Source organism: Paraglaciecola sp., assembly GCF_039942875.1.
In the GTDB taxonomy this organism is placed as follows: Bacteria; Pseudomonadota; Gammaproteobacteria; order Enterobacterales; family Alteromonadaceae; genus Paraglaciecola.
The window spans coordinates 1-15,248 of sequence record NZ_JBDVBQ010000030.1 but is presented as its reverse complement, the minus strand read 5'-3'; the positions used below and the strand labels follow the sequence as shown (position 1 = coordinate 15,248).

Sequence of the window (15,248 nt, the reverse complement as noted above, 5' to 3'; positions counted from 1 at the left end):
ACCTAAACAAGGAAGGTACAAGCAAATGACACCCAATTTAAACTACACCGAGTTATTACAAAGCCAATTTGGTTTTTCATCCTTTCGTACCGGTCAACAAGAAGTGGTACAGGGCCTATTAAATCAACGTTCTACCTTAGCTATTTTTCCTACTGGGTCGGGCAAGTCTTTGTGTTATCAGTTTGTGGCCACCCAGTTACCCCACTTAACCTTGGTGGTGTCGCCGCTACTAGCGTTAATGAAAGATCAACTCGAATTTTTACACAGCAAAGGTATCGCAGCGGCCAGTATCGACTCAACCTTAACCGCAGAGCAAAACAAGCAAGTGATGCACGATGTACGCTCTGGTCAATGCAAAATATTAATGGTGTCGGTAGAGCGTTTCAAAAACGAACGCTTTAGGCAATTTATAGAGTCTATTCAAGTATCTATGTTAGTAATTGACGAAGCCCACTGTATTTCTGAATGGGGCCATAACTTTCGTCCTGACTACTTAAAATTACCCAGTTATCAGCAAGAGTTAAACATACCTTTAGTGTTATTACTCACAGCAACCGCTACTAAAAAAGTCAAACACGATATGGCGAACAGGTTTGCCATTGCCCCTAATGATATTATTCAAACAGGGTTTTATCGGGCTAATCTTAATCTTAATGTGATACCCGTGCTTGAAGCCCATAAAAATCAGGCGTTATTACAACAAGTGTCGCAGCAACAAGGCGCAGGAATTGTCTACGTAACATTGCAGCAAACGGCAGAGCAAGTGGCTGGCTTTTTAAAGCAAAATGGCTGCGTAGCAAAAGCCTACCACGCCGGTTTAGACAGCGATATTAGGCAATCTATTCAGCAAGATTTTATGCAAAACAAGTTGCAAGTTGTGGTGGCTACCATTGCCTTTGGTATGGGGATAGACAAATCAGACATACGTTTTGTAGTGCACTACGATTTACCTAAATCTATTGAAAACTACAGCCAAGAAATAGGTCGCGGTGGCCGAGACGGGCAAGCTGCTAATTGTACTGTATTGGCTAATTTAGACGGCTTAGTAACAATCGAAAACTTTGTGTACGGTGATACGCCAGATTTGTCTGCCATTCAACGGGTGGTAGACGACATTGCTGCCCAAGGTAAAGACGTCTCTGCTGCCGATAAATTTCAGTGGGAAACTCAAATAAACAGTTTGTCTACTTTGAGTAATATTCGGCAATTACCCCTAAAAACCTTACTTGTGCAATTAGAGTTAGCTAAGTTTGTTCGCCCGCTATATGCTTATTTTGCCGAGTTTAAATATAAATTCATCACAGACAAGGGCAGTATTTTAAGTCAATTTTCCAAAGAGCGGGGTGACTTTTTAAATGCCGTATTCACCCATACCGATATGAAAAAGGTCTGGGGTGTGGTGAATTTTGATAACATTTACCAAGCCTATGGCGCAGACCGCAGCAGGGTAGTCACGGCTTTAGAATATTTGCATGAACATAATCATATCGAATTAGCTTCACGGTTAATTACCGATGTGTACGAAGTCAATCAAGAAGCATTATTGGCCCCTGACTTAGCGCAAAACTTGGCCCAGTACTTTGCCGAAAACGAACTTAAAGAAGTTAAACGTATCGCCACATTAGTACGGTTTTTTGAATTAGATAAATGCTTAAACTTTAATTTATCGGCTTATTTTGATGATAAACAGGCCCCCGAGCACTGCGGTCATTGCAGTGTATGTTTAGGGAGAGTCGCTAAGCTTGAATATTCATCACCCATTACCACACCAGATAAAACCCAAGTTGCAGAAGCTATGGCAGCCCTTAAAACCCATCTTGTGGGTAAAACTGATATAGAACTAACTGAGTCTATTTATTGTCGATTTTTAACCGCCATGACCATGCCGCTGTTTACGCGATTAAAGGTTAGGCAAGTGCTAGGGTTTGGGAGTTGTGAGCATTGTTGCTATGGGGATGTTAAGCAAGCTGTAAACGAGATTATGGGCAATACTTTTAAATGTGCTTTGCCCACAAGATAAGAATATACAGAACCTGTAGGTCGGGCTTTAGCCCGTCAGCCCATCTAGCGATGAGCATTATCACTTAAATTAACGGCGCTTTTTCTGTTGCACACTAAAGTACGTTCTAAATTTATCCAATAAATTAATGCTCAAACGACAAAAGGCGTAACCACAAATTCATCGGGAATGAATTCGAACATCCGCAGGGGGGACAACTTCTACAGACAGCCATAATTAAAATGACAATATTTTTTGTCTAGGCTAGTCTTTTTATTATTTGTAAGTTTCTTAACTGGTTGTGTGGCAGCATCAGTTTCCTCAACATCAACTCATATAGGTGAATCAGCTATGAAATTAGGTAATTTTTCTGTCAGTCTCACTGTTAAGGATATTGAAAAATCTAGGGTCTTTTATGAAAAGCTAGGTTTTACGGTACGAGGGGGTGACCAGTCGCAAAATTGGTTAGTGCTTCAAAACGAACAGACAATCATAGGTTTATTTCAGGGCATGTTTGAAGATAACATATTAACCTTTAACCCTGGCTGGGATAATAAAGGCAATAAGCTTGCTAATTTCACTGATGTCCGTGAACTTCAAAGTACCTTAAAAGCAAGTGGTATTGCACCGCTAACTGAGGCAGACGAATCAACCACAGGGCCAGCATATTTTATTATTGAAGATCCTGATGGTAACCAAATTATGGTTGATCAACATGTGTCTGCAGCCGATTAAACCTATTTGAATAAACTAAAAGTAGCCTTTAAAAGACTACTTTTCTAAGTTTAGGCCTGTTCCTGCAAAGCCAACCATACGTGATATTAGCTCGTCTTCTGTTTCAATAAAGTATTGGCCGTGCTGAATCATGTCTTTGCCATCTGGGCCTTTGCCTCCAAATGCAACAGTGGCTCTTGTCATACCTGCTATGGTGTCGCAGCCAACTACTTTGGCAGACCAGCCAGGGGCATTCGCGCTGAACATCCCAACATATTCATTTAAAGCGGTTTTCCCATTTATTGTTTGTGGTGTACGTGGGTCATCGTATTTGATTTTATCTGTAACCGATTGGTCTATTTTCTCGAGTCGTTGCTCTGGCTCAGTACATTGCCACGCATCGAAAAACGTTACTGTAGGATCTGTCATGATTCACTCCAAGGTTATTTGCATATTAATGTATACCATAAATAAGCGGGCTTATGGGTCTGTTAATTCATCATAAATTCACTGTCTTTTAACAATATTTAATAATTTTGAAATGACTCCCTTGATAGGTTAAAAACACTCATGACTTAAATTTTCTAAACTCTGATCAAATTCATGGACTTTACTCGTAATACCTCAAAGCAGATTTGCTGAGAATCGTGATTGATTTACTTCCTGTTACGCTAGTAAGTATTTAGTAACATTTACTTTTGCAAAATCACTGCTTTCTTTTTTATAAATTAGTTAATATACCGCGGTTAATTTTATAAGGATTTCTAATGCCCTCTACGTTTAATAAGTTAAGACAACAACCCGCTTGGATTGCGTTGATTATATTTTTGTTGTTATGTATTTGGGTTGGCTCAGGTATGTTGACTGCCGAAGACAAAAAACCTCCCGCTAAAACCCATGCGGATGCTGCTTTGGTAAAAGTGACGGTAGAGCGGATGCAGGCGTCTGAAGTGACCCGTGAAATTGCTTTATATGGCCGCACTGAGCCTAATCGAATAGCGAGTTTACGTTCAGAAGTAAAAGGCTTAGTCGAAGTCATTCATGTTCAAGAAGGCGAGCGTGTTAGTAAAGGGCAAAAATTGGTTAGCCTTGAAAGTAGCGATGCCGCCAGTCGATTAGCTGCTGTAAAGGCAACCTTAGAGCAAAGAGAAGTAGAGCTTAAAGGTGCGCAATCTTTAAAAGAAAAAGGTTATCAGTCACAAACCGCGTTAGCACAAGCCACAGCTAATCTTGAAATGGCAAAAGCAGACGTACGAGCTTATGAGTTGGCATTGTCCAGAGCAGAAATTACCGCGCCTTTCGATGGCATTTTAAATCAGCGTTTTGTTGAAGTGGGTGATCTTTTAAAAGATGGCGATAAAATTGCTGAGCTGGTGGACTTAAATCCGTTAGTCATCAATGCTCAAGTAACCGAAGCCAATATTAAAAGCTTAACTAAGGGGCAGCCTGCATCTGGCAGAATGGTGTCTGGAGATTTTCTACAAGGGCAGATTCGCTATATTTCAAGCGTTTCTGAAGCTGGAACCAACACCTTTAAAGTTGAAGTGGCTGTGCCTAATCCTGATTTTACACAAGTAGCCGGTATGAGTACCGAGTTAGTTTTGCCATTACAAAGAACATGGGCAGTTAATATAACTCCTGCGGTAATGGCACTAGATGACGATGGTAATTTAGGGGTTAAAGTTGTTGTTGATCAACATGTTAAATTTGTGCCTATCGATATTGTAAAAAGTGATAGTGAAGGCGTGTGGTTATCGGGGTTAGGTGAAACTGCAGATGTGATTACTTTAGGTCATGGCTTTGTACGTGATGGCGATAAAGTTGAAGTGGTTTATGCTGACAAAGCCTACAAAGAGTCTCAAACATTATCTTCAAAGGCTACCCAATGAACAGCATTATTACCGGAGCTTTAAGTCACAGCCGCACTGTATTGATGATATTTGTGTTGCTATTGGTGTCTGGGGTGGTGACTTACGTAAATATTCCTAAAGAAGCCGAGCCAGATGTACCAATTCCTATCATCTATGTGTCCATTGTCCATGATGGTATATCGCCAGAAGATTCTGAACGCATGTTGGTTAAGCCTATGGAGCGTGAGCTGCGTTCTCTTGATGGCCTAAAAAAAATGAGCGCCACCTCTGGCGAAGGGTTTGCAAGCATTACCCTAGAGTTTATAGCCGGCTTAGATTCTGCTGCGGCTTTGGCTGATGTGCGCGACAAAGTCACTGTTGCTAAAGCTAAGCTCCCCTCTGAAACAGAAGAGCCTACTATTCATGAAGTGACTATAGCAGGGCAAAAAGCCGCGCTTACCGTGGTTTTGTCGGGCCCTGTGTCAGAGCGCGCGTTAGTGACGGTTGGGCGAGAGTTAAAAAATCGCCTAGAGGGCCTAAGCGAAGTACTTGAAGTTGATATAGGTGGTGACCGAGAAGATATCGTTGAGATCGTAGTCGACCCACTCTTAATGGAGTCTTATGGGCTAGATCAAACCGATATTCTTAATTTATTGTCACGCAATAACAAGCTGGTTCCTGCGGGGACTATGGACAACGGCAAAGGCAGTTTTGCGGTTAAAGTGCCTTCGGTGTTCGAATCAGTAAAAGATGTCATGGAACAGCCTGTAAAAGTGCAAGGTGACAGCGTGATCACCTTTCAAGATGTGGCTCAGGTAAGGCGTTCTTACAAAGACCCAAGTAGCTTTGCCCGATTAAACGGTGAATCTTCGGTGTCGTTAGAGGTAAAAAAACGCCCTGGCGAAAATATGATAGAGACAGTGGCAAACATCAAACAGCTGGTGTCTGCGGCGCAAGCCTCTGCAATTTGGCCTGCGAGCATTATAGTTAGTTACACAGGCGACCAAAGTATTGAAGTAAACACTATGCTCAGTGATTTACAAAATAATGTCTCAAGTGCCGTTATTTTAGTGGCTGTGGTGATAGTGGCAATACTAGGTTTGCGTACTGCATTCTTGGTAGGGGTATCCATTCCTGGGGCTTTTTTGACAGGAATATTAATCATCTCTTTGTTTGGTTACACCTTAAATATGGTGGTGTTGTTCTCACTGATTATGGCTGTGGGTATGTTGGTTGATGGGGCGATAGTTGTCACTGAATATGCCGACCGCTGCATGAGTGAAGGCTTAGATAAAAGAGCTGCCTATAGCCGCGCTGCACAGCGTATGGCTTGGCCAATTATTGCATCAACCGCCACAACACTTGCTGCATTTGCCCCCCTGATGTTTTGGCCGGGTATGATGGGTGAGTTTATGAAGTATTTACCTTTTACCCTTATAGCGGTGTTGTCTGCCTCCTTGCTGATGGCGTTAATTTTTGTACCTGTGCTTGGTGGGGTATTTGGAAAGCCTCGTTATATTTCTGATTTTGATAAACAACAAATACATGAAGCTGAAAATGGTGACATTCGTAATTTACAGGGTTTTACAGGTAAATATATTCGTGTACTAGATACGGCTATTCGCCACCCATGGAAAATGCTTTTGCTGGCAATAGTGGCGGCTATTTTTTCTTTTAGCGCCTATAACATGTCTGGTTTAGGTACACAGTTTTTCCCTAATGTTGATGTAAAAGGCATTAATATTACGGTGCGTAGTGCTGGCGATATGTCTATCTATGAGAAAGACCAAGTTGTCAAAAAGGTTGAAGACAGACTGCTTGATATGGAAGAGATAGAAACCTTGTATGTGCGCAGTGGCGGTAGCGATAGAGTAGGTTACTTACGCCTTAATTTAGTTGATTGGCATTTACGGGAGCATTCAGACGAAGTGCTCAAAAAAGTTCAGCAAAGAGTGGCAGATTTAGCGGGCATGGACATAGAAATCTCACTTGATCAAAACGGTCCCCAGTCGGGTAAAGATTTGCAAATTCAGCTGTCATCAAGGTTTCCTGAACTGTTAGACGAAGCAGCCTTAAAAGTCAGAGCAGCATTAGATGCAAACGATAAGTTTACTGCGGTAAGCGATACTGCGCCAAAACCGGGAATAGAATGGCAGCTTAAAGTCAACAGAAGCGATGCAGCAAGGTTTGGAGCAGACGCCACCTTGGTGGGAAGCACAGTACAACTTGTGACGAACGGCTTAAAAATAGGGGAGTATCGCCCCGATGATGTCGACGATGAGTTGGATATTTTGGTGCGTTACCCAGTGGATTCAAGATTTATCGGAAAATTAGATGAGTTAAGAATGAAAACCGCCAATGGCATGGTACCTATTTCTAACTTTGTAGAGCGCACCCCCCAACCTAAAACAGATTTAATCCGACATATAGATAGTCAAAGGGTGCTTATGGTTGAAGCCAATATGGCACCCGGCGAATTGCTCAGTATCGAGTTACCTAAATTACAAGCGCAACTGCCAGAGCTAAATTTAGACCCAAGGGTGACCTTGATGGTGAAAGGGCAAAACGAAGAGCAAGACGAATCGACTGCCTTTTTATCTAATGCATTCTTAGTGGCTCTATTTGTGATGGCTATTATTTTAGTCACCCAATTTAATAGCTTCTATCAAGCTTTTTTGATTTTAAGTGCGGTGCTGTTTTCTACGGTAGGGGTGTTTTTAGGATTACTCATATTTCAGCAACCCTTTGGCATAGTTATGTCGGGTATTGGGGTGATTTCGTTGGCCGGTATAGTGGTAAACAACAACATTGTGCTGATTGACACCTACAACATATTGCGTAAAGAGGGCTTGCCCTACATGGAGGCGATACTGCGCACTGGGGCACAAAGATTACGCCCAGTATTAATGACAACTGTTACCACTATTTTAGGCTTGTTGCCTATGGTGGCCCAAATCAATATCGACTTTATAGGTCGTAATGTAGACATAGGTGGCCCATCAACCGAATGGTGGTCGCAACTGGCGACTGCGGTTGCTGGTGGTTTAGCCTTTGCCACAGTACTTACCTTAGTGTTAACTCCTTGTTTGCTCGCGTTAAAAGCCAGAAGCGAAACTAAAAAGTATCAGGCAACCTACAAGCCTGAATCTGCCATTACAGAGTGATCCTATTACTTCAAGCTGAAACAATGCCCTGACACAGGGCATTGTCAGCTGTAATAAAAGAGTCTCAAAAGTGAAATAAATTTATCAAAATGCCGTGCTAGTTTATGCAAAACCTGACAAATAACAGTGTCATATGCAGCAGACTAACCTTTATTTTTTTATCGTAGCTTTTATTGGCATCTACCTTGTTTACAAGGTAATTATTCGACTGCAATTACCTAAAGCCAAACACCCTTCGTTACGTGGTCATAGTAAATGGTCTAGGCGCATTGCTGCCAACATTCCCTTTTTTAGTTACTCTGATGCAGTTTATTTTTGTTCAGATGGTGCACCAAAAGATATTGCAGATAAACGCCGTGCAGGGTTACAGCAGTTACAACAAAACATACGAGCCAAGTGCAGCAAAACCATTGCCCATTACGAACCCCTTGAAGAAAGTGTCTCTGACGTAAGATTTACCAGCCATTACCGTATCCCCTTTCCTTATCGAGGTCAGCTCACTAAAGAGTTCACCCTAGGCTCTATCGCCGACCAAACCAAAGGTTCACAAGTTAAAGACCTAGACGGTAATTGGCGTTACGACTTGTCTGGCTCTTATGGCGTGAATGTATTTGGTTACGATTTTTACAAAGCGTGTATGGATGTTGGTTCAGAAAAAGCCAAAGCACTAGGGCCTGTACTTGGGGCTTATCACCCCTTAATAACCGAAAACGTTGAGCTAATTAAACAGGTGTCTGGGTTAGACGAAGTCTCGTTTCATATGTCTGGCACCGAAGCCGTAATGCAAGCCGTAAGGCTAGCCCGTTATCACACAGGTAGAACCCATTTAGTGCGTTTTTGCGGCGCTTATCACGGCTGGTGGGACGGAGTTCAACCGGGAATCGGTAATAATCGTAAAACTCACGATGTATACACACTCGCAGACTTAAGCGAGCAAACCCTGCACATACTCAATACCCGTAAAGACATAGCCTGCGTGCTAATTAATCCTTTGCAGGCGTTTCATCCCAATGCTGATTCGGCGTCTGATGTATCTTTAGTGGCAAGCGATAGGCAAACCCATTTTGATAAAGAAACCTACTCACAGTGGCTCGGAAAAATAAGAGACATATGCACTAAAAGAAACATAGTGCTGATTTTTGATGAAGTATTTACTGGCTTTAGGTTAAGCCATCGCGGTGCCCAAGGTTTCTTTGGTATTCAAGCCGATATGGTTACCTATGGCAAAACCCTAGGTGGCGGTTTTCCTGTTGGAGTAGTTACAGGCACTCACCAATTAATGAAACGCTTTAAAGATGACAAGCCGGTGGATGTGTCTTTTGCTAGAGGTACCTTTAACTCCCACCCGTACGTAATAGCCGCTATGAACGAGTTTCTGACTCGAGTGCAACAGCCACAGATACAAGAGATTTATGCCACAGCTGAGCAAGTGTGGAACAGCCGAACCGCCCAGTTTAACCAAGCATTGTTAAATGCAAAATTGCCAATTCAGATCACCAATATGCACTCTATTTTATCTGTGATGTATACCCAACCGAGTCGTTACAACTGGATGCTGCAATTTTATCTAAGAGACGCAGGGTTAGAGTTAAGCTGGACGGGCACAGGCCGCTTTATCATGAACTTAAGTTATACCGACCAAGAGTTTCAGCAAGTCATTAAGCGCTTTGTTGCAGGGGCTACACAAATGCAAGCTGATGGCTGGTGGTGGAGCTCACCTGTGCTCAGCAATCAAACTATTAAAAAGCAATTTTTAAACGATATGTTGCGGGCTAAATTCCCAGCGATGGGGCGGTTTTTAGCCTCGCCTTTAATTGATCAAAACCTCAATACCAGTGAGCCGAGTGGTGCATTCAATGAAATGAGTTCTGCCCCCTCAATCAGTAGTAACAGCGACAAGGTGGGTTAAGTATGTTGAACGTAACAAATCAAATGCAGCAAAATGACTTTCGTGCATCATTAAAAAACGAATATAACGAGTTTTTAGACAAACAGAGCCGTCGCTTTAACCCCGAAGACTGCTTAAAAATTGATTTTCATTGTCATGATCACAATAGCGATATACCCGATGAGCTGTGGGGCCGTATTTTACGTTTGCCAGAAACCTGGCTCAAAACCAAAAAGTTAGTCAATCTGTTAAAGAAAAATGGCAGCGATGTAGTCACAGTAACCAATCACAACAACGCCCGTTCATGCTGGGATTTAAAAGCTAAAGGGCTTGATGTGTTGGTGGGGGCTGAGTTCACCTGTTTTTTCCCAGAGTATGATTTGTTTATTCATGTTTTAACTTATGGTTTTAGCCAAGAACAAGAGGTGGTTCTCAATAAAAAACGTCAAGATATTTATGACTTTTTACGCTACGTAGCGGCTAATGATATTCCGGTGATCATGCCGCACCCTTTATATTTTTATACCCGTAACGAAAAGATAGATTTAGATTTATTTGAAAAGCTCGCGGTAATGTTTTCACGATTTGAAGTGCTAAACGGACAACGTGACCTATGGCAAAGTGTGTTAACCCTAAATTGGGTTGAAAGCCTTACTCCAGCAAAAATTCTCTCTTATGCTAAAAAGCATAATCTTAACCCAGCTGATTTTGCCGTAGACCCATACCAGCCCAAAGTATTGACGGGGGGCTCTGATGATCACACCGGTATTTTTGCAGGGCAATGCGGCTCTATGTTGTATGTTGAAAACCTGCAACAACGTCTAAAAACACAACCTGCATCTGAGTTGGCGCTAGAGGCCCTTAAAAAAGGTGATGTAGCGCCATTTGGCCAAGTGGGTGAAAACCAAAAGTTAAACATAGCCCTGCTTGATTACTTCGCTCAGGTGGCTACCAAAATCAAAGACCCAGGCCTGTTTCGTATCATGTTACACAGAGGTTCAACCTGGGACAAAATCGGTTGTTTTGCCGTGAGTAACTTATTACTTGAGATGCAGAAACATAAGAAAACAATGAAGTTTTTCTCTTTTGTACACGAGGCATTACAGGGCAAAAAGCCAAGCAAGTTGCTCAAGTGGCAAGTCTCTAAAGATTATCAATTTTGTATTAAGCAATTAGAAAAAATTGCAGACAGCAAAAAGCTAGGGCCAGAGGCTTTTACAGAAACCGTTAGCCACGCCATTGCCGACTTATTTACTAACCTAAATAAGCTGATAGCGAGCCGTGTTGAAAAAGAGCTACAAGGTAATAAAGGCCTACAAATAGACAGCTTCTCGATGGAAGAGATGACCCAAAAATTTGAAATACCCAGCCAGCTCACCGCATTGTTTTTTGGCGATGGTAAACGCCAAGACAACATGAGTAATGTACGGGTTGAGAAAATGCTCGATAGTCTGTCATTTCCTATTTTGATCAGCTTGATTTTAGCGGGGGCAACTTTGGCCTCTACTCGGGTGTTGTACCAAAACCGCACTTTGTTAAACCGTTTTGCTGGGCAAATTGGTAAAAACAAACATGCTAATCGAGCCTTGTACCTTACCGATACTTTGCTAGATAAAAACGGTGTGTCTAATTCACTGTCGGGCAAATTAAAAGAAATACAAAGAGCAGATTTACCTGTAGATTTTTTGATTTGCCACAGCAGTGCCCAAGCTGCAAGCCACCTGCATGTAGTTAAACCTGTCGCTGAATTTGAACTGCAAAAATACGGTGAGCAGACGATCCGCATTCCTGACTTAATGGAAATTGCCAAGATTTTCTACGAAGGTGGTTACGACCGCATTGTGTGCTCAACCGAAGGGCCAATGGCCTTGGTGTCTATGTTTATTCAGCAGATGTTTAATGTGCCAAGTTACTTCTTTATGCATACCGACTGGATTGATTTTATTAAACATACCACAGACCTAAATCAATATGGTCGTGACCGTATTCGCCGCTTAATGCGGGCCTTATACAATAGATACGACGGTGTATTTGTATTAAATAGTGAGCACAAAGAATGGTTAATTGGTCACGAAATGCAGTTACCAGAAGACAAGGTATTACTAACCGCTCACCATACGCAACCAAAAGATTTAGGAGCCTTGAGGATCAGCAAATCTAGCATTATCCCAAATGCAACTGACGATACTCCGGTGCTGTTTATTGCGTGTCGCATCAGCAAAGAAAAAGGTATTTTAGACTTACCCGAAATTGTCGAAAAAGCACAGCAAACCATCCCAGATTTAAAGATAGTGATTGCAGGTTCAGGCCCAGCCTTAGAAGAGTTGCAAGCCGCTATGCCAGAGGCTATTTATCTGGGCTGGCAAAGTAAGAAAGAATTAGCTTCTTTGTATTTGAGCTTAGACTTGTTCGTATTTCCGTCTCGGTTCGACACCTTTGGTAACGTTATTCTTGAGTCTTTTGTGCATGGCATGCCAACCCTTGCCTACAACTGTAAAGGGCCAAAAGATATTATCGAGCACCATAAAAGTGGTTTCTTAGTCGATTCAACAGCTGAAATGGCCGAGAGCATCGAGACTTTTTTTGCAGATAAATCTCTGCAACACAGCATGGCCCAGCAAGCGGTACTTCGAGCCGACCAATACCAAGCTGAGCCTATCATGCAGCAGTTTTTAAGTGACATGGGGCTAGAGTTACCGCTTATGTACAACAATCAAAGAACGGTTGCTTAAGCATGAGTTCAAGCATAAACAGTGGGGTTCAAAAAAGTGCGGTTCAAACCCTAACCAAAAAAGAGCAAATCAATTTTTTACTGACTAATCGTATTCCACGTCGGTGGTTAACCTTTTTCATTGGCTGGTTTAGTCAAATTCAAAGCCCGCTATTGGCTAGAGTCTCTATTTGGGTGTGGTCATTATTTGCCGAAGATTTACGCTTACAAGATGCTAAAAAACAGCATTTTAGCAGCTTAGGTGAGTGCTTTACCCGTGAGTTAAAAGATGGGCTGCGACCCATTACCGAAAGCGCAGATATTGTTACTAGCCCTTGCGATGCCATAGTGGGCGCCCATGGTGAAATTAGAGGCTCTAGGGTGTTTCAAGCAAAAGGGTTTCCCTATGATATTAGTGAGCTTATCCCTGATGTGTATCTACAAGAAAAATACCAAAACGGTAAGTTTGTCACTTTGAGGTTAAAGTCGAGCATGTATCACAGGTTTCATGCGCCAATAGCTTGCGATGTGAAGAAAGTCTCGTATATATCTGGCGATACTTGGAACGTCAATCCAGTGGCCCTAAAGCGGGTTGAAAAGCTATTCTGCAAAAACGAAAGGGCAGTGATAGAGCTACATACCCACAATACTCAAAGCAGTATTACCTTAGTGCCAGTGGCAGCCATTCTGGTTGCCAGTATGAAATTCAAATTCTTAACAGACACCCTAAGTCTTAAATACAAAGGGCCAAATGTGTTGCCATGTGATGCGTCATTTTCTAAGGGCGATGAGATGGGATATTTTCAACATGGCTCAACCATTATTTTATTCGCCACTGCTAACTATGAATTCTGCGAAGAGATCAAAGAAGGCAGGTATATCAAAATGGGTCAACCTCTGATGAGCGGCCACACCCACCACTTTTAATAATAAATCAAAGGTAACTACATGACTTTCTTACAAGAATTACAACAACAGCGCTGGGATGACCACCGCTATTATCATCACAACAGAATCAACCAATTCTTACATTTGTTAAGTGCCATGTGTTTTTTGGCAAGCTATGTATTGGTATTTTTCTATCCTGCTATTGCCGCATTAGTGGGGTGGTTGCTAGCTATGACATTACGCCAAACGGGGCATTTTTTCTTTGAGCCACTAGATTACGACAAAGTAAATAAAGCCACTCACGAATACAAAGAAAGTGTAAAAGTGGGTTACAACTTACAGCGTAAGGTGGTGTTGCTATCGATTTGGGCGCTAGTGCCAATTGTGCTATTTTTTAACCCCACCTTTTTTGGCATATTCACACCGGCCGCTGACTTTTTTAGCTTTGTCGATAACATGGCCATTATCTGGTTAGTCGTAGGTTTAGGCGCTATCGCATTTAGAACCATCCATTTATTTAAATTAATGGGCGTGCAGTCTGGTTTGGTATGGGCGAGCAAAATCATCACCGACCCCTTTCACGACATTAAGATTTACCACAAATCGCCATACTTCATCTTAAAAGGTGAAATGTACGACAACATGGAAGACTGGTACGAAGAAGCCTCTTTTGAGAACAAAGTTTTGTAGTCGAACATTTAAACCTAGCTTTAGAGCTAGGTTTTAGGAATAAGAGATAAGAAAAACAAGATACAATAAAAGCATAAGCAGTTAGTTGAGCCAGTGTTCTTTATAGGGCGCTGGCTTTTTTGTTTTTACGTTACGTATCGAATAGCGCATGCGCTGTGCGCACTAAGATTATTCTCTTTGTTTATTTATGTGCTTCGCACAGGGCATCGCTGCGCGACGGGGTATGTACTTCGTACACTGAGGTTATTCACTTCGTTCATAAAGCATTCGCTTCGCTCACCTGCATCCATGCAGGTTTTAACTCACATCCGTGAGAGCTAGTGACTCTTTCTACAACAGCCAAGAAAGAGTAACCAGAAAGAGGCCGCGCTCCGTCAAATTCCTAATCCATAAAATGATTGGCTTTGATGTTGAGACGGCAATAAGCCGCTCCCAGCTATAAAAGATTGCCTTGTCCGAGCGTCCATGCTCGAACACTCAACAAGCCAGTCATTTTATGGAAAATTTGTAGTCGCGGAAAATCAAGAGCATCGGTTGCGCCGATTGAGAATTTTAGTTTGCTAGGCAGTAAGTTATTATGGATGTCGATGTAAGTTCTAGTCGCGGGTAAATCAAAAGCCTGTGCTTCGCACACAGAGAAAAGGTTATTAAGCAACTGTAGGTTGGGCTTTAGCCCATCAACTTATCTAGCGGTGATTATCAACAGTTAAATCAAAAGAACGGCAGCGGCATTTTTGAATGCTATTAGTACTGCTGATTTATCCAGTTTTGATTGAAATTCCGCATAACAGCATGATCTAGGAAAAATTCCGTATTTGCCCATGTGCTACATCGGTCAAATGCAATAAAGTTAACCTGTACAATATGTTAGAGGCTGTGGTAGAACAGGTGTACGTAGAAAGGCGGAAAGATTCCGTGTTTAAACACGGAATTTTTCCGGATATTAATATTGTTATGAGTATACTGCTTTTTGTTTGTATTAATTTGTAAAAAGGGCAGTTGTAACAAGTAAGTTTTGCAAACGTTTCATACGAGTTGAGCTAGGTCGGGTTTATCAAAGGTCACTAATAGGCTTTGCCTTTTAAAGAGACTTTTGTGGCAAATCCATGAGTTCGTAAAGGTGTATTTAGTAGCTCAAGTTAAACTTCATTTACAAATGAGGTGTTTACTAATAGTGTAGTGTTTTGAGTTAACCTAAGTTACTCATAACACATATGAGCCTCTGGTTGGTCAATAGGTACTAGTCATCTTTTGATCATTTTTTCAGGATCAATCCAAACCTCTGAGCTAAGCCGTTTACTTCATCTGTCTTTGTGGCTATTAGGTAATCGCCTACAGCAAACAC

Annotated in this window: 9 protein-coding genes; 8 read left to right on the top strand and 1 reads right to left on the bottom strand. The window is 41.9% G+C overall.

Going from position 1 to position 15,248, the window contains the following annotated elements:
* The first annotated feature begins 25 nt into the window (after positions 1 to 25).
* Positions 26 to 2,020: a RecQ family ATP-dependent DNA helicase gene (locus ABJE44_RS11050; RefSeq protein ID WP_348111101.1), complete on the top strand. Its 1,995-nt coding sequence runs from the start codon at positions 26 to 28 to the stop codon at positions 2,018 to 2,020.
* A 330-nt stretch (positions 2,021 to 2,350) separates the two neighbouring features.
* Positions 2,351 to 2,734: a VOC family protein gene (locus tag ABJE44_RS11045; RefSeq protein WP_348111100.1), complete on the top strand. Its 384-nt coding sequence runs from the start codon at positions 2,351 to 2,353 to the stop codon at positions 2,732 to 2,734.
* Positions 2,735 to 2,770: 36 nt separating this feature from the next.
* On the opposite strand, the gene ABJE44_RS11040 is transcribed toward ABJE44_RS11045, so the two are convergent.
* Positions 2,771 to 3,142, bottom strand: a complete 372-nt coding sequence (locus tag ABJE44_RS11040; RefSeq protein WP_348111099.1) for a nuclear transport factor 2 family protein — start codon at positions 3,140 to 3,142, stop codon at positions 2,771 to 2,773.
* A gap of 338 nt (positions 3,143 to 3,480) precedes the next feature.
* On the opposite strand from ABJE44_RS11040, the gene ABJE44_RS11035 reads away from it, so the two are divergent.
* The 6 genes from ABJE44_RS11035 (at position 3,481) to ABJE44_RS11010 (ending at position 13,903) form a co-directional block, all read left to right on the top strand.
* Positions 3,481 to 4,602 carry an efflux RND transporter periplasmic adaptor subunit gene (locus ABJE44_RS11035; protein WP_348111098.1) on the top strand — a complete coding sequence of 374 codons (1,122 nt, stop codon included), beginning with the start codon at positions 3,481 to 3,483 and terminating at the stop codon, positions 4,600 to 4,602.
* Positions 4,599 to 7,727 (top strand): efflux RND transporter permease subunit, encoded by a 3,129-nt coding sequence (locus tag ABJE44_RS11030; RefSeq protein ID WP_348111097.1) that lies wholly within the window; start codon positions 4,599 to 4,601, stop codon positions 7,725 to 7,727. Before ABJE44_RS11035 ends, ABJE44_RS11030 begins: the two co-directional genes overlap by 4 nt.
* Before the next feature lie 133 nt (positions 7,728 to 7,860).
* On the top strand, positions 7,861 to 9,636 hold the full coding sequence (locus ABJE44_RS11025; RefSeq protein ID WP_348111096.1) for an aminotransferase class III-fold pyridoxal phosphate-dependent enzyme: 1,776 nt from the start codon (positions 7,861 to 7,863) through the stop codon (positions 9,634 to 9,636).
* 2 nt (positions 9,637 to 9,638) lie between these two features.
* Positions 9,639 to 12,347, top strand: a complete 2,709-nt coding sequence (locus ABJE44_RS11020) for a glycosyltransferase (protein ID WP_348111095.1) — start codon at positions 9,639 to 9,641, stop codon at positions 12,345 to 12,347.
* A 2-nt stretch (positions 12,348 to 12,349) separates the two neighbouring features.
* Complete coding sequence (gene asd, locus ABJE44_RS11015) at positions 12,350 to 13,252, top strand: archaetidylserine decarboxylase (protein ID WP_348111094.1); 903 nt, start codon at positions 12,350 to 12,352, stop codon at positions 13,250 to 13,252.
* Between the two features lie 21 nt (positions 13,253 to 13,273).
* Complete coding sequence (locus tag ABJE44_RS11010) at positions 13,274 to 13,903, top strand: hypothetical protein (protein ID WP_348111093.1); 630 nt, start codon at positions 13,274 to 13,276, stop codon at positions 13,901 to 13,903.
* The last annotated feature ends 1,345 nt before the right edge of the window (positions 13,904 to 15,248 follow it).